18 protein-coding genes and 1 riboswitch are annotated in these 14880 nt (G+C 59.6%); of the genes, 12 read left to right on the forward strand and 6 right to left on the reverse strand.

Annotated elements, in window-relative coordinates; translation table 11 throughout:
• Window positions 1-60 precede the first annotated feature (60 nt).
• The 7 genes from hpxU (at window position 61) to hpxK (ending at window position 6400) form a co-directional block, all read left to right on the forward strand.
• A complete protein-coding gene (gene hpxU, locus ACEPLT_RS07685) occupies window positions 61-900 on the forward strand; it encodes a MurR/RpiR family transcriptional regulator HpxU (protein WP_048027314.1) in 840 nt (279 codons plus the stop codon).
• Window positions 901-1092: 192 nt separating this feature from the next.
• Complete coding sequence (locus ACEPLT_RS07690) at window positions 1093-1875, forward strand: transporter substrate-binding domain-containing protein (protein WP_008499846.1); 783 nt, start codon at window positions 1093-1095, stop codon at window positions 1873-1875.
• A gap of 4 nt (window positions 1876-1879) precedes the next feature.
• On the forward strand, window positions 1880-2545 hold the full coding sequence (locus tag ACEPLT_RS07695) for an amino acid ABC transporter permease (RefSeq protein WP_232928367.1): 666 nt from the start codon (window positions 1880-1882) through the stop codon (window positions 2543-2545).
• Window positions 2545-3201: an amino acid ABC transporter permease gene (locus tag ACEPLT_RS07700; protein WP_167213146.1), complete on the forward strand. Its 657-nt coding sequence runs from the start codon at window positions 2545-2547 to the stop codon at window positions 3199-3201. Before ACEPLT_RS07695 ends, ACEPLT_RS07700 begins: the two co-directional genes overlap by 1 nt.
• A complete protein-coding gene (locus ACEPLT_RS07705) occupies window positions 3182-3919 on the forward strand; it encodes an amino acid ABC transporter ATP-binding protein (RefSeq protein ID WP_023327069.1) in 738 nt (245 codons plus the stop codon). The genes ACEPLT_RS07700 and ACEPLT_RS07705 overlap by 20 nt, the downstream gene beginning before the upstream one ends.
• A 13-nt stretch (window positions 3920-3932) precedes the next feature.
• A complete protein-coding gene (locus tag ACEPLT_RS07710; RefSeq protein WP_023343726.1) occupies window positions 3933-5174 on the forward strand; it encodes a pyridoxal-phosphate-dependent aminotransferase family protein in 1242 nt (413 codons plus the stop codon).
• Complete coding sequence (gene hpxK, locus ACEPLT_RS07715; RefSeq protein ID WP_232928369.1) at window positions 5171-6400, forward strand: allantoate amidohydrolase; 1230 nt, start codon at window positions 5171-5173, stop codon at window positions 6398-6400. Before ACEPLT_RS07710 ends, hpxK begins: the two co-directional genes overlap by 4 nt.
• 85 nt (window positions 6401-6485) lie before the next feature.
• Here hpxK and ACEPLT_RS07720 read toward each other — a convergent pair whose 3' ends face one another.
• Window positions 6486-7487, reverse strand: a complete 1002-nt coding sequence (locus ACEPLT_RS07720; RefSeq protein WP_044596842.1) for a magnesium transporter — start codon at window positions 7485-7487, stop codon at window positions 6486-6488.
• Between the two features lie 60 nt (window positions 7488-7547).
• Window positions 7548-7717: riboswitch (M-box (ykoK) riboswitch) on the reverse strand.
• 159 nt (window positions 7718-7876) lie between these two features.
• Here ACEPLT_RS07720 and ACEPLT_RS07725 point away from each other — a divergent pair.
• A complete protein-coding gene (locus ACEPLT_RS07725) occupies window positions 7877-8380 on the forward strand; it encodes a DedA family protein (protein WP_059363204.1) in 504 nt (167 codons plus the stop codon).
• Window position 8381: 1 nt separating this feature from the next.
• On the opposite strand, the gene ACEPLT_RS07730 is transcribed toward ACEPLT_RS07725, so the two are convergent.
• Complete coding sequence (locus tag ACEPLT_RS07730) at window positions 8382-9131, reverse strand: SDR family oxidoreductase (protein ID WP_021240816.1); 750 nt, start codon at window positions 9129-9131, stop codon at window positions 8382-8384.
• A gap of 100 nt (window positions 9132-9231) precedes the next feature.
• Here ACEPLT_RS07730 and ACEPLT_RS07735 point away from each other — a divergent pair, with 100 nt between their 5' ends.
• The gene (locus ACEPLT_RS07735; RefSeq protein WP_008499836.1) at window positions 9232-9591 is read left to right on the forward strand and encodes a winged helix-turn-helix transcriptional regulator; all 360 of its coding nucleotides are present in this window, start codon (window positions 9232-9234) and stop codon (window positions 9589-9591) included.
• Window position 9592: 1 nt separating this feature from the next.
• On the opposite strand, the gene ACEPLT_RS07740 is transcribed toward ACEPLT_RS07735, so the two are convergent.
• On the reverse strand, window positions 9593-10387 hold the full coding sequence (locus ACEPLT_RS07740; protein WP_059363207.1) for an SDR family NAD(P)-dependent oxidoreductase: 795 nt from the start codon (window positions 10385-10387) through the stop codon (window positions 9593-9595).
• A 125-nt stretch (window positions 10388-10512) separates the two neighbouring features.
• A complete protein-coding gene (locus ACEPLT_RS07745) occupies window positions 10513-10956 on the reverse strand; it encodes a winged helix-turn-helix transcriptional regulator (RefSeq protein WP_008499834.1) in 444 nt (147 codons plus the stop codon).
• A 152-nt stretch (window positions 10957-11108) separates the two neighbouring features.
• On the opposite strand from ACEPLT_RS07745, the gene agp reads away from it, so the two are divergent.
• Window positions 11109-12350 carry a bifunctional glucose-1-phosphatase/inositol phosphatase gene (gene agp, locus ACEPLT_RS07750; protein WP_232928372.1) on the forward strand — a complete coding sequence of 414 codons (1242 nt, stop codon included), beginning with the start codon at window positions 11109-11111 and terminating at the stop codon, window positions 12348-12350.
• A gap of 36 nt (window positions 12351-12386) precedes the next feature.
• On the opposite strand, the gene ACEPLT_RS07755 is transcribed toward agp, so the two are convergent.
• Window positions 12387-12614, reverse strand: a complete 228-nt coding sequence (locus ACEPLT_RS07755) for a YccJ family protein (RefSeq protein ID WP_008499832.1) — start codon at window positions 12612-12614, stop codon at window positions 12387-12389.
• A 20-nt stretch (window positions 12615-12634) separates the two neighbouring features.
• The gene (gene wrbA / locus ACEPLT_RS07760; protein ID WP_008499831.1) at window positions 12635-13231 is read right to left on the reverse strand and encodes an NAD(P)H:quinone oxidoreductase; all 597 of its coding nucleotides are present in this window, start codon (window positions 13229-13231) and stop codon (window positions 12635-12637) included.
• A gap of 391 nt (window positions 13232-13622) precedes the next feature.
• Between wrbA and ACEPLT_RS07765 the strand changes: the two genes are divergently transcribed.
• Complete coding sequence (locus ACEPLT_RS07765) at window positions 13623-13793, forward strand: con-10 family general stress protein (RefSeq protein WP_013097201.1); 171 nt, start codon at window positions 13623-13625, stop codon at window positions 13791-13793.
• 118 nt (window positions 13794-13911) lie between these two features.
• Window positions 13912-14829, forward strand: a complete 918-nt coding sequence (locus ACEPLT_RS07770; RefSeq protein WP_023292825.1) for a DMT family transporter — start codon at window positions 13912-13914, stop codon at window positions 14827-14829.
• Window positions 14830-14880 lie beyond the last annotated feature (51 nt).

Raw genomic sequence — 14880 nt, forward strand, 5'->3', positions numbered from 1 at the left:
AGAAGCTGGCATGCTTAATGAATAATGAGCATGAGATGAAACAAACGTTACAGAGGCGTTATGGAACAGCTTGATGAACGACTGAAAGCACAATACGCGTCATTGTCGCCGCAGGAGCAGCGGGTGGCGGATTTTATTTTCGATCATTTTGACGACCTCATTAGCTACAACAGCGCCGAGCTGGCGCAGCTGAGCGGGGTATCAAAAGCCACGGTGAGCCGTCTGTTTAAGCGTCTGGGCTATGAGAAATATAAGGACATGCGCGAAGAGCTGCGCACCCTGCGCCAGAGCGGGATGCCGCTCACCGACAATCGCGACGCGGTGCAGGGTAATACGCTGCTGGCGCGCCACTATAAGCAAGAGATGGCAAACCTGACCCAGTGGGTCAATGCCCTCGACGCGCAGCAGTTTGCCGACGCCATGGCCTGCATGGTCAGGGCGCGCCGGATCGTTATTATCGGCATGCGTAACGCCTATCCGGCGGCGCTGCACCTGCGCCAGCAGCTGCTGCAGGCGCGCGGTCAGGTGCTGGTGCTGCCGCAGCCGGGGCAGAGCCTGAGCGAGGAGCTGGTGGACTTAACGCCGGACGATCTGGTGGTGATGATGGCCTTTCGCCGTCGCCCGCGCATCATTCGCCCGCTGATGCAGCAGCTTCAGAGTAGCGGTATTCCGGTGCTGCTGATGTGCGAGCCGCAAGCCCACAGCCTGTTCCCGCTGGCGAGCTGGCAGCTCTGCACCCCGCTGGACAGCGTCTCCGCCTATGACAGCTATTCGTCGGTCAACAGTCTGATCAACCTGCTGGCGAACGCCTTCCTGCATGACATTCTCGATAAAGGCCGCCCGCGCATTCACGAGATTGCCTCCCTCTACCAGCAGCTGGACGAGCTGGAACAGCGATAATGGGGCATCAGGCTGGTGCTTTGCATTAAAACAGTGCAATCAGACGGGGCGTAAAAGAGCGCCCCCTTTTCGCCATTCCCCGCTTTATCAGGCTTTATGACAATATCCCCCGTTTCGCCTGACCTGGCACATTAGTTGCAAAATCACATTCAAAGAATCTTTTGTTTCATGTTAACGTTACGGGGAAGCACCATGAAAAAATTGTTGATTGCACTGGCCGGGGCAGCATGCCTCTTCACACAGCTGCCGGCAAAGGCTGACCAGCTTCAGGATATTGAGAAACGCGGCACCATCCGCATCGCCGTTCCGCAGGATTTCCCGCCGTTTGGCTCGGTGGGAACCGATCTGCAGCCGCAGGGCTATGACATCGACATGGCGCGCTATCTCGCTAAACAGATGAAGCTCAAGCTGCAGCTGGTGCCGGTGACCAGCGCCAACCGCGTGCCGTACCTGCAAACCGACAAGGTGGACCTGGTCATTTCCAGCCTCGGTAAAAACCCGGAGCGCGAGAAGGTAATCGACTTCAGCCGCGCCTACGCGCCGTTCTTCCTCGGCGTGTTTGGTCCGAAAGGGGCTGAACTGAAGGATGCCGCCGCGCTCAGCGGAAAAACCATCGGCGTGACGCGCGGGGCGGTGGAGGACATGGTGCTGACCGGCCTGGCGCCGAAAGACGCGGACGTGAAGCGTTACGAAGACAACAACACCACGCTGTCGGCATATCTGTCCGGCCAGGTGCAGTACGTGGCGACCGGCAATCTCGTGGTGGCGGCCATTTCGCGCCAGAACGCGGCGAAAGCCCCGGTGCCGAGCTTTATGCTGAAAGACTCGCCGTGCTTCATTGGCCTGAAGAAAAACGAACCGGCCCTGAAGGCAAAAGTGGACGCGCTGATCGAGCAGGGCATTAAGGACGGCACGCTGAACGGTCTGTCTGAGCAATGGCTGAAGGCCCCGCTGCCGGCAAACCTTGGCGCCTGAGCCGATGACTGAGCAACTTGATTTTTCCGCCCTCTGGCCGCACTGGCCGGAGCTGCTGGCCGGGCTGTGGGTCACTATTCAACTGACGGTGATGGCCACCGTCGGCGGGCTGGCAACAGGGATTGTCGGGGCAGCGATCCGCAGCGGACGCACCACCTGGTACAGCCGGATTTGGGGCGGGTATGTGGAGATCATCCGCAACACGCCGTTTGTGGTGCAGCTGTTTTTCATCGTCTTCGGCCTGCCGAACCTGGGGCTGAAGATGACGGCGGGGGAAGCGGCGCTGCTGGCCATGGTGGTCAACCTGGGCGCCTACAGCACCGAGATTATTCGCGCGGGCATTCAGGTCACGCCGAAAGGGCAGTGGGAGGCCGGTCGCGTGCTGGGGCTGACCCGCCTGCAGGCCTTTATCCGCGTGGTGCTGCCGCCCGCGCTGCAGCGCATTTACCCGGCGCTGGTGAGCCAGTGCATCATCGTGATGCTCGGCTCGGCGGTGGTGTCGCAGGTCTCCTATGAAGAGCTGACCTTCGCCGCCAACCTGATCCAGTCCAGAACGTTTTTAAGCTTTGAGGTCTATCTGGTGACCACCGGGATTTACTTAGCGCTGTCGATTACCCTGCGCCAGCTGATGATGGCGGCAGGACGGAAATGGCTGGGGGTGCAGGCATGATGACCACCTTTACCGACTGGGACATTATTCGCAACCTGCTGCTGGCCGGACGCTGGACGGTGCTGCTGTCGCTGGTGGCGTTTGTCGGCGGGGCGGTGGTGACCCTGCCGCTCCTGCTGCTGCGCCTGACGGGCGCACGCACGGTGAAGCGCATTATCCGCGGCTACATTGAGCTGTTTCAGGGCACGCCGCTGCTGATGCAGCTGTTCCTGGCCTTCTTCGGCGTGGCGCTGTTCGGCATCGACGTTTCGCCGTGGACCGCCGCCTCGCTGGCGCTGACGTTCTACACCAGCGCGTTTCTGCTCGATATCTGGTACGGCAGCATTCGTGCTTTACCGAAGGGGCAGTGGGAAGCCTCGCGCTGCCTGGGGCTGACCTTCGGCCAGACCCTGTTTCGCGTGGTCGCCCCGCAGGCGCTACGCATCGGCATTGCGCCGACGGTCGGCTTTGCCGTGCAGGTGATCAAAGGTACCGCGCTGGCGTCGATTATCGGTTTTGTCGAGCTGACCAAGGCCGGGACCATGCTGACCAACGTGACCTATCAGCCGTTTAAGGTCTTTGCGCTGGTGGCGCTCGGCTACTTTATTCTGTGCTATCCGCTGTCGCGCTACAGCCGCTATCTGGAGACGAAATTCAATGCCTCTCATCACCATTAATCAGGTGCAGAAGTACTACGGCGATAACCACGTGCTCAAGGGCGTCGATCTGGATATCGACATGGGCCAGGTGATCTCCATCATCGGGCGCAGCGGATCGGGCAAAAGCACGCTGCTGCGCTGCATTAACGGCCTGGAAGGCTATCAGGACGGCAGCATCAAGCTGGGCGGCATGACCATTACCGACCGGGATTCTCAGGCGCGTGAAATCAGCCGCTCGGTCGGGATGGTGTTCCAGAGCTTCAACCTGTTCCCGCACATGACGGCGCTGGAGAACGTGATGCTCGCCCCGCGCCGGGTGCTGAAAAAAAGCGCCGCCGAATGCCGGGCGCTGGCGCAGCAGATGCTGGAGAAGGTTGGCCTTGGCGATCGTCTGGATTACTACCCGTCGAGTCTCTCCGGCGGCCAGCAGCAGCGCGTGGCGATAGCCCGCGCGCTGGCGATGTCGCCGAAAGTATTACTCTGCGACGAGATCACCTCCGCGCTGGATCCGGAGCTGGTGGGCGAAGTGCTCAAAGTGCTGGAGCAACTGGCGGCCGAGGGGATGACGCTCATACTGGTTACCCATGAAATGAATTTTGCCCGCGAAGTGGGCGACCGCGTGGTGTTTATGCACCAGGGGAAAGTCTGGGAGCAGGGCGACAGCAAAACGCTGTTCGCCAACCCGCAGACCACGGAACTGAAGCAGTTCATCTCCTCCGTGCGCGGCCTCAACTGATAAGGACTGAACAATGGATATCGCACACTTTCCGCAAATCAACCCGCCGCAGCGCCTGCTGATGGGCCCGGGCCCGATCAACGCCGACCCGCGCGTGCTGCGCGCCATGTCGAGCCAGCTGATCGGCCAGTACGATCCGGCCATGACCCACTACATGAACGAGGTGATGGCGCTCTATCGCGGCGTATTCCGCACCGAAAACCGCTGGACGATGCTGGTGGACGGCACCTCCCGCGCGGGAATTGAAGCCATTCTGGTTTCCGCCATTCGCCCGGGCGATAAGGTGCTGGTGCCGGTCTTTGGCCGCTTTGGTCACCTGCTGTGCGAAATTGCCCGCCGCTGCCGCGCGGAGGTGCATACCATCGAAGTACCGTGGGGCGAGGTGTTTACCCCGGACCAGGTGGAGGATGCGATTAAGCGTATTCGTCCACGCCTGCTGCTGACCGTGCAGGGCGACACCTCCACCACCATGCTGCAGCCGCTCGCCGAGCTTGGCGCGATCTGCCGCCGCTACGACGTGCTGTTTTACACCGATGCCACCGCGTCGCTCGGCGGTAACGCGCTGGAGACCGACGCCTGGGGGCTGGATGCCGTCTCGGCCGGGATGCAGAAGTGCCTCGGCGGCCCGTCCGGCACGTCGCCGATCACCCTGAGCGAGCGGATGGAAGAGGCAATCCGTCGCCGCAAGTGCGTGGAGGAGGGCATTCGCACCGACGCCCACCGCGACGGCGACGAGGAGATGGTCTACTCCAACTACTTCGATCTCGGCATGGTGATGGACTACTGGGGGCCGGAGCGGCTGAACCACCACACCGAAGCGACCACCGCGCTGTTTGGCGCTCGCGAATGCGCGCGGCTGATCCTGCAGGAGGGGCTGGATAACGGCATCGCCCGCCACAGGCTGCACGGCGATGCGCTGCTGAAGGGCATTCAGGCGATGGGGCTTGAGACCTTCGGCGACCTGAAGCACAAGATGAACAACGTGCTGGGCGTGGTCATCCCGCAGGGGATCAACGGCGACCTGGTGCGTAAGCTGATGCTGGAAGATTTCGGGATTGAAATCGGCACCTCGTTTGGCCCGCTGCACGGCAGGGTGTGGCGCATTGGCACCATGGGCTACAATGCGCGCAAGGACTGCGTGATGACCACCCTGAGCGCGCTGGAGTCGGTGCTGAACTACCTCAAATTCACCACCACCCAGGGGGCCGCCATGCAGGCCGCGTGGGACCACTATCGTCGCGAGACGCCGCAATGAGCCCGGCGGCAGAGCGGGTGATGGCGCGCGCCGACGCGCTGGCCGCCATCAGCGAAACCCCGGACGGCCTGACGCGGGTCTATCTCTCCACGCAGCATCTCCAGGCCAACCAGCTGGTTGGGGAGTGGATGCGCCAGGCGGGCATGACCGTCTGGCAGGACAGCGTGGGCAATATCTGTGGACGCTACGAGGGCGCGCAGGAGGGGGCGCAGGCGGTGCTGCTCGGCTCGCATCTGGACACCGTACGCAACGCCGGGCGCTACGACGGCATGCTCGGGGTGCTCACCGCCATCGAAGTGGTGGATAGCCTGCACCAGCAGGGGCGGCATCTGGCGCAGGCCATCGAGATTGTCGGCTTTGGCGACGAAGAGGGGACCCGTTTTGGTATCACCCTGCTGGGCAGCCGTGGTCTGACGGGAACCTGGCCGCAGGGCTGGCTGGAGACGTGCGATGCCCAGGGCATCAGCGTGGCGCAGGCGATGGTGCAGGCGGGACTCGATCCCACTCGCGTGGCGCTCGCGGCACGCCATCAGGAGGATTTCAGCGCCTGTCTGGAACTGCACATCGAACAGGGGCCGTGTCTGGAGCAGGAAGGGCTGGCGCTGGGCGTGGTGGAAGCCATCAACGGCGCGCGCCGCCTCAACTGCCGCTTCACCGGCGAGGCCGGACACGCGGGTACCGTGCCGATGAGTCACCGTAAGGATGCCCTGGCCGCCGCCGCCGAGTGGATGGTGCTGATTGAAAACATCACCCGACAGCAGGGCGGCAACCGGGTGGCGACGGTCGGGGAACTGCGCTGCCTGCCCGGCGCGGTGAACGTCATCCCCGGCGAGGTTGCGCTCTCGCTGGATATTCGCGGCCCGCAGGATGCCCCGCTGGACGCGCTGCTCGCTGAACTGCTGGCGCAGGCGCAGGCGATCGCCGCCCGTCGCGGGCTGAGCTTCAGCGCCGAGGAGTTTTACCGGATCGCCGCCACGCCGTGCGATGCGCGTTTGCAGCGCCTGCTGGGCGACGCGGTTGAATCGGTGCAGGGGCGCTCGTTATCCCTGCCCAGCGGCGCCGGGCACGACACCATCGCCCTGGCGGAACGCTGGCCGGTGGGGATGCTGTTTGTGCGCTGTAAGGGCGGGATAAGCCACCATCCGGCGGAATCGGTGATGGCTGAGGATGTTGCCCTGGCGATTGAGGCATTTGGGCAGGCGGTGAGAGCGCTTGGTGCTATCTGATTGTTGCCCGGCGGCGCTGCGCTTGCACGGGCCTACGGGATGGGTAGGCCGGGTAAGCGGCAGCGCCACCCGGCAAGGAATCACATCACTCCAGCCCCAGCGTATATTGCGCGATCTTAAAGTAGATAATCAGCCCGGTACCGTCGATCAGCGTCGCGATAAACGGCGCGGAGACGACCGCCGGGTCAATACCGCAGCGCTTGAGCACCATCGGAATGACGGACGAGACAATCGCACTCCACAGCGTAATGCACACCAGCGTCAGGCTGACGATGAGCGTAATCTCCAGCCCGATCCCCATCATCCAGGCGCGAATGCACCCGGCAATGCCGAGCGTCACGGCAATCATCAGCGAGGTGGTCATCTCTTTGCGCAGCACGCGGCCCACGTCGCGCAGATGAACTTCACCCAGCGCCATGGCGCGCACCAGCGTGGAGGTGATCTGCGTCCCGCTGTTGCCGCCCGTGCCGATCAGCAGCGGAATAAAGAATGCCAGCGCGATGGCGGACTCCAGCGCCTCTTCAAAATGCTGAATGACCGAGCTGGTGTAGGCTTCGGCGACAAACAGCAGCAGCAGCCAGACGGAGCGTTTCTTCCACAGGCTGAAGGCGCTGGTTTCCAGATAGGGCTTCTCCAGCGGCAGCGTCGCCCCCTGAAGCTGGGCATCTTCGGTGACGTCATCTTCCAGCAGATGGGCAATTTCCCGCTCGGTCAGGCAGCCGACGAGTTTGCCGTGGGTCACCACGGGCACGACATCTGCGTCGCCGTGCGCCAGCAGTCCTGCAACATCGGCACGTTCATCCTCCGGTTTGACCTGCAAAAACTGCGAAATCATCAGGCTTTTAATTGGCTGTACGGTATCTGTGGTCTGTAGCAGCTTGCGCACGGCAACCATCCCCGCAAGGCGGCCATTGTCTTCAATAAAAATATGCGACGGAATATCATCGTCTTTTAATTTTTCGAAGAATTGCTCGCGCGCCAGCGCCACGCATAATGAAACGTCGAGGACGATAAAATCGGTATTCATATATTGCGCGACCGCGCTGTCATTGAATGCCAGGTTTTGGTTGTGAATAGCGTAAGACATAGTGAATTCCCTTTGAATAATAACATCTCTCAGGGGCGAGCAAGACAGGGCATGTCGAAGAGGAGATCCCCACGTCCTGGGTTCAGCACTGTACACCGTATCCCGCAAGGGAAGTTATACTGACAAAGCCTTGATTCGACAGTGCCTGTTTTACCCTGTGCCGGTTCTCTCGAACCTACCAGAGCGATAACGTGTATTTGTACAGGAGCCTCGCCATAACGAGATCGTTGTAAAACGAGAGGGATAATACGCCTGTTTAAATTTAGCGCTCAGAAAATTAAATAATGTTTAAGAACGGTTTAGATAAATATTATTAATAAAATGTTGAGGGTTTATTTAGGTTTATTCACTTTAAATGGAGGATTAAATAATTAACGGGAGAGAGGAAAATGGCGTGGCTTGATAATCTGCTGAATCATTTTGCGCTGTATCCGGCACATCTTTTCGCGCTGTTATTTTTGATGGCGCTGAGTAAATCGACGGTGCTGATCTCCTCCGTGCTGCCGCCCGCGTCGGTGATGCTGCTGGCGGGCATTACCGTCAGCCAGGGGAGCATGCACCCGGCGCTGGCGTGGCTGGCCGTGGTGATGGGGGCGACGGCAGGTTCGATGCTGAATTACCATATCGGCCAGCTGATGGGGCACACCCGGCTGGTCGCGCGCTTTACGGCGAAGCATGCCGCTACGTTTTTACGGGTTCAGCATCAGCTGCAAAAAAACGGCGTCATCGCCCTGTTTACGTCGCGCTTTCTGGCGGTGTTGCGTTATGTCGTGCCGCTGGCGGCGGGTATGCTCAGGCTTAACGCCGTCAAAGTCTACGCCGTCAGCCTGCTTTCCGCCTGCGCGTGGGCGGCGCTGTATGTCGGCGCGGTCACCGGCATCAGCGCCTTTTGAATTACAGACTTCCCATGCCGCCGTCCACCAGCAGCTCCGTTCCCACCGTGTAGCTCGACTCGTCGGAGGCCAGATAGAGCGCGGCTTTTGCCAGCTCCGTCGTCGAGCCCATTCTGCCGAGCGGCACCAGCTTGATGATTTCCGCCATCATCGCGTTAAGCGCCTCGTCGCTTAAGCCCGTTTTCGTAAACGCCGGGGTCTCCACCGGACCGGGGCTCAGGCCGTTGACGCGGATCCCGCGCGGCAGCAGCTCCGCCGACAGCGTGCGCGCCAGCGACAGCAGGGCGGCCTTGCTCGCGGCATACACGCTGCTGGTGGGCAGGCCGATGCGCGCGCTCACGGAGCCGCAGAGGATTATCGAGGACGGGTTGTTCAGCAGCGGCAGCAACGCCTGGATTAAAAAGAACGGCCCCTTCAGGTTGATGTTCATCAGACGGTCCCAGGCCTCTTCCTGCCAGGCTTCCAGCGGCGCGTGCGTCACGTCGCCGGCGTTGAGAAACACCGCGTCCAGGCGCGGCCAGCGGGCGGCGAGGGTTTCCGCCAGCGCTTTTTGCGAGGTGATATCGCCCGCATCGGTCGGGATCACCCAGGCCTTATCGCCCAGAATGCGCTCAGCTTCGGCGAGGGTGTCCGGGTTGCGTCCGGTCACGGCGACGCGGGCGCCTTCGGCGATAAACGCCTGCGCGGTGGCAAGACCGATGCCGCTGGTGCCGCCGGTAATCAACGTATACTTATCGGTTAAACGACCCATGTTCTTCTCCTGAAATGTCACTGGAGAAAGCACTATAGAAACGTTAGTATCGAAAGGAAACCAGGTACCAAATGGATACTAACGAGGCAAGAGGTGTGCTATGGCAGAAATGCTGGGTGAGTGCTGTGAAAAAAAATCTGAGGCCTATACCTGCCCGATGACGCAGTTTGTAAACCTGATTTCCGGCAAATGGGCAATCCCGATCCTTTATCGTCTTATTGTGATTAACACGCCTGTCCGCTTTGGCGATTTGCTGCGGGCGGCTGCACCCATCACCCAGAAAGAGCTGACGAAGCAGCTGCGACTGTTTGAACAGCGCGGGCTGGTGACGCGGACGGTCTACCCGGAGATCCCGCCGCGCGTGGAGTATCAGATTACCGGGCTGGGGTTAACCCTGCAGGATGCGCTCTCGCCGCTGGCCGCCTGGATGAGCGAGTACGGCGACCAGCTGGAGCGTTAGGCTACTGCTTTACGTAGCGCGGAGCCGGGATGCCGGTGCGCGCGCTGTTAAACAGCTCGAGGCGCGCCGCTTCGTAGCGGTCCCACAGGCTGACGTCATGCATCGGCGGGATGGTGATCGGTTCGCCCTGATCCAGACCCGCCAGTGACGCATCCACCATATCGTCGGTGGTCATCACCGATCCTTCCGGCAGATCGTCCACCGTGACGCCAGAATGGCTCCAGATCTCCGTCGCGGTCGCGGCGGGCAGCACGGCCTGAATGCGCACGTTGCTGTCGGCAAATTCTTCCTGCAGTCCGCGGGTAAAGCTCAGTACCCAGGCCTTGGTGGCGCTGTAGAGCGCGCTGCCCGCACGGACATGGAGCGATAACACCGAGGCGATATTGATCAGCGTGCCGCGATTGTTCCGCGCCAGTCGCGGGAGAATGGCGTAGGTCAGCCGCATCAGCGCCGTGGTGTTGAGGGTATTGATGGCCTGATGCTGCGCCACCTCGCCCGCGAGGAACGGCGCCATCTGCGCGGTGCCCGCGTTGTTAACCAGCGTATCAATGGCGGTATTGCTGCGCAGTTCCTCTTCCACCGCGCGGATCCCGGCTTCATCGCTGAGATCGGCCACCAGTATAGCGACGGCCACGCCGTAGCGCGCGCGCAGGTCGGCGGCGAGGGTTTTCAGCCGATCCTCGCGGCGGGCGACCAGGACCAGGTTGGCACCGCGCGCGGCAAGGCGATCGGCATAGACGGCACCGATCCCGGAAGAGGCACCCGTGATCAGGGCGGTGGTGATTTGCGTAGTCATAATGCATTACCTCAGGCAAAGTGGGTTATTTGGTTTCAATATGAAACTGAATTAACTCTCTGTCATTTGGTTTTATAATGCAACCACATTGGCGAGATTTTTTTGCTTTTGCCTGGCGGGTGGGCTCAGGAGGGGAGTTTGGCCACGATCTCTTCAGGCGTCAGTTCGCGCCCGTCGTCGGCGATAAGCATCAGTTTTCGCAGCGGTTTGCGCTGTTCGCTATCGACGAGAACGGTGCCGCATTCGTTTTCCGCGAACAAAAATTCATTGCCCCACTGGGACAAGGCAACCAGCACGGTTTGCAGGGCGCGTCCCTTGTCGGTCAGGACGTATTCCTGCCAGGCGCTGCCGTCGGAGGCGGGCTGAAGCCGGAGGATGCCTTCGTCCACCAGCAGCTTGAGCCGCGTGGTCAGCATGTTTTTCGCGATACCGAGGCTTTTCTGAAACTCGCCGAAGCGTTTAATACCGCGAAGCGCGTCTCGAACGATCAGCAGCGACCACCAGTCGCCAATGATATCCAGCGAACGGGCAACGGGGCAGGTGCTCTCTTCAAGGCGGGTACGTTTCACAGCGAATTCTCCGGTGGGGTGTGGTTTTATTATAAAACTAATTGGCACACTCCGTAAGCACGTTAATCATCAGTTTGAGAAATGCTTCCCGGAAAATTGTGACGAACCTGTCACACTGAACGCGACATTTTAAAACGAGTGAGGAATTAGGGATGAGAAAAGCACTACTCGCGCTGGCAGTCGCCGGTTCCATTTCAGCAACGTTTGGCGTACAGGCGCAAGAGACGCCGGAAGGGTATCAGCTGGAGCAAGTTTTAATCATGAGCCGTCACAACCTGCGCGCGCCGCTGGCCAATAACGGCAGCGTGCTGGAGCAGTCCACGCCGAAGCAGTGGCCGGAGTGGGAGGTGCCGGGCGGCCAGCTCACCACCAAAGGTGGCGTGCTGGAGGTCTATATGGGGCACTACATGCGCGAGTGGCTCGCGCAGCAGGGGATGGTGAAGACGGGAGAATGTCCACCGGCGGATAGCGTTTATGCTTACGCCAACAGCCTGCAGCGCACCGTCGCCACCGCGCAGTTCTTTATCACCGGCGCGTTCCCGGGCTGCGATGTGCCCGTGCACCATCAGGAAAAAATGGGCACCATGGACCCGACATTCAATCCGGTGATTACCGATAACTCGCCGGAATTCCGCGAAAAAGTGCTCAAGGCGATGGAGTCCGAGCGGCAGAAAATGCAGCTTGGTGAAAGCTACAAGCTGCTGGAGCAGATGACCAACTACGCCGACTCGCCGTCCTGCAAAGAGAAAAAGGTCTGCTCGCTGGCGGACGCGAAAGATACCTTCAGCGCCGACTATGAAAAAGAGCCCGGCGTTTCCGGGCCGCTGAAGGTGGGTAACTCGCTGGTGGACGCGTTCACGCTGCAGTATTACGAAGGCTTCCCGGCCGACCAGGTCGCCTGGGGCGAAATCAAAACCGACCAGCAGTGGCGCGTGCTGTCGAAACTGAAAAACGGCTATCAGGACTCGCTGTTTACCTCTACCGAGGTGGCGCAAAACGTGGCGAAACCGCTGGTGAAGTATATCGATAAAACGCTGGTCACCGAGCAGGCGAAAGCGCCTAAGATCACCCTGCTGGTGGGACATGATTCGAACATTGCTTCCCTGCTCACCGCCCTCGATTTCAAACCGTACCAGCTGCACGACCAGCAGGAGCGCACCCCGATTGGCGGCAAGATTGTCTTCCAGCGCTGGCATGACAAAAATGCCAACCAGGAGCTGATGAAAATTGAGTATGTCTATCAGAGCTCAGAGCAGCTGCGCAACGCCAGCGTGCTGTCGCTGCAGTCTCCGGCGCAGCGCGTGACGCTGGAGCTGAAGGGCTGCCCGGTGGATGCGAACGGCTTCTGTCCTGTTGATAAATTCAATGCGGTGATGAATAACGCGGCGAAGTAAAGGAGAACCCCCCGCGTGATGGCGGGGGGGAAACGCTTAAACGTTTTTACGTTCGATGGTTTGCTCACCCCAGAAGAGCGAGTCTTTGTCCGTTTTTTCGAAGGCGCGCACCAGCACTTCATCGTTGCCTTCTTCCCAAATCTGCTCGGCCAGCTTTTCATCGTATTTCGCGACTTCAAAGATAGCTTCGGCAATCTCCGGAGAGGTGTTGCGTAAACTTGCCCATTCGCCCACGTGGTGAGCTTTGGATTCTTGAGTTGGCATGCTTGTCCTCCTGTTGGGTGTTAGCCGTTGAGTTTTTTGGCCAGACCCGCGACGTATTCACCCTGATAGCGGGCGATAGACAGTTCTTCATTGCTTGGCTGGCGTGAACCATCCCCACCGGCAATGGTGGTTGCACCGTACGGCGTACCGCCGCGCACCTGGGAAATATCAAACAGCTCCTGCGCGCCGTAGCCAATTGGCACAATCACCATCCCGTGATGAGCAAGGGTAGTCCAGGTTGAGGTAATCGTCTGCTCCTGACCGCCGCCGGTCCCGGTAGAGCTGAATACGCTGGCGAGTTTGCCGTAGAGCGCCCCGGATGCCCAAAGTCCGCCGGTTTGATCGAGGAAGGTGCGCATCTGGCCTGACATGTTGCCGAAGCGGGTTGGGGTGCCGAAGATAATGGCATCATAATCCGCCAGCTCCTGCGGGGTGGCGACCGGGGCGTTTTGTGTTTTTCCCCCGGCTTTCGCGAAGGCTTCTGCCTGCATGGTTTCCGGTACGCGTTTCACCACAACCTCAACGCCGTCAACCCTGTTTGCACCTTCTGCTACCGCGTGAGCCATGGTTTCAATGTGTCCATACATGGAATAATAGAGCACCAGAACTTTTGCCATTTTGCTTCACTCCTCGTTGGTTTCTCTGACAGCGGATCGCTGCGCTCTTTTAAAGATATGTCATCACAGCCAGACTGCAAAAATGAACGCCATTTATTTGATTTATAACAACATGAGGAGAAAAATGGCTTTGTAGCAAAATGATACAACTTTCCCGGTGCGGATTTTTAAAATGATAAGAAAGGCTTATGAATTACCGCCGCGTCATCTCACCCGAAAGACTGAGATCATGTTGCAGGATATTACCTTCGGCTTGCCGGATAACCTCATTCCACTAAGCTTAGTTTCACGCGGCACAGATAAAGGCGTTGTCCTTGAGCCGCGAGGTGAAAGAATCCTCTTTTACTGAATGCAATATGATGTCTAATGTTTCACACTCTGGAGGTTAGAGATGGCAAACCATCGTGGTGGTTCAGGTAATTTCGCAGAAGACCGTGAAAGAGCATCAGAAGCAGGCCGTAAAGGTGGCCAGCATAGCGGGGGGAATTTTAAAAATGACCCTCAGCGCGCATCTGAGGCTGGCAAGAAAGGGGGGAAAAACAGCCATGGCGGTAATAAGTAATTCGCCGGGTTGACTCCCTGCCGCCGGGTTTCCCCCGGCGGTTTTTTTATTCCTGCAACATTGAACTGTAACCAAAGGCAACGCACACTACAGAATTGTTCTCATTTGCTGGTGCCGCATGTCTGTCTCACGCTTTAAGTTCTCCGTAAAACCACAGGAAGCCATCCTCATTCTCATCACCATGTTTTGGGGCGGGACGTTTCTGGCCGTTCAGTACGCGGTGACCCTCAGCGATCCGTTCTTCTTTGTCGGCCTTCGCTTTGCGACGGCGGCGTTAGCCGTGGGGCTAATATCCCTTAAAACGCTGCGGGGTCTGACGCTGAAAGAGCTTAAGGCGGGCGTGGCGATTGGGGTGGCGATAGCCATGGGCTACAGCCTGCAGACGTGGGGATTGCAGACCATCTCCAGCAGCAAATCCGCGTTTATCACTGCCATGTATGTGCCGCTGGTGCCGCTACTGCAATGGCTGTGCCTGGGGCGGCTGCCGGGTCTGATGTCCTGTATTGGCATCGTGCTGGCGTTTATCGGCCTGATCTTACTGGCCGGGCCGGAAAACAATCTTCTGGCGCTGGGGCCGGGCGAGATCATTACCCTGATTGGGGCGATTGCCATTGCGGCGGAGATTATTCTCATCAGCGCGTGGGCGGGCAAGGTCGACGTCAAACGGGTGACGGTGGTGCAGCTCGCCACGGCCTCGCTGGTGGCCTTTGCGACGATGGTGCCGGCAGGGGAGTCCGTGCCGCCGATGTCCACGGGCCTGGTCGTGGTGGCGCTGGGGCTCGGTATCTTCAGCGCCATTATCCAGGTCACCATGAACTGGGCGCAGCGCAGCGTATCGCCAACGCGAGCAACGGTCATCTACACCGGCGAGCCGGTCTGGGCAGGGATTTTTGGGCGACTCGCCGGGGAACGTCTGCCGCTGCTGGCCCTGGTGGGCGCGGCGTTTATTGTCGCCGGGGTGCTGGTGAGCGAGTTGAAGCTCAGAAAGCGTCGGAACCCGGTGAGCGACATGACTGCTGAAGAAGGTTTAGATTGAAAAAATAGACGGGTTTATCTACGATGTGTACGGATAAATACCGTACACGGT

Source organism: Enterobacter sp. fkY84-1 (assembly GCF_052974705.1).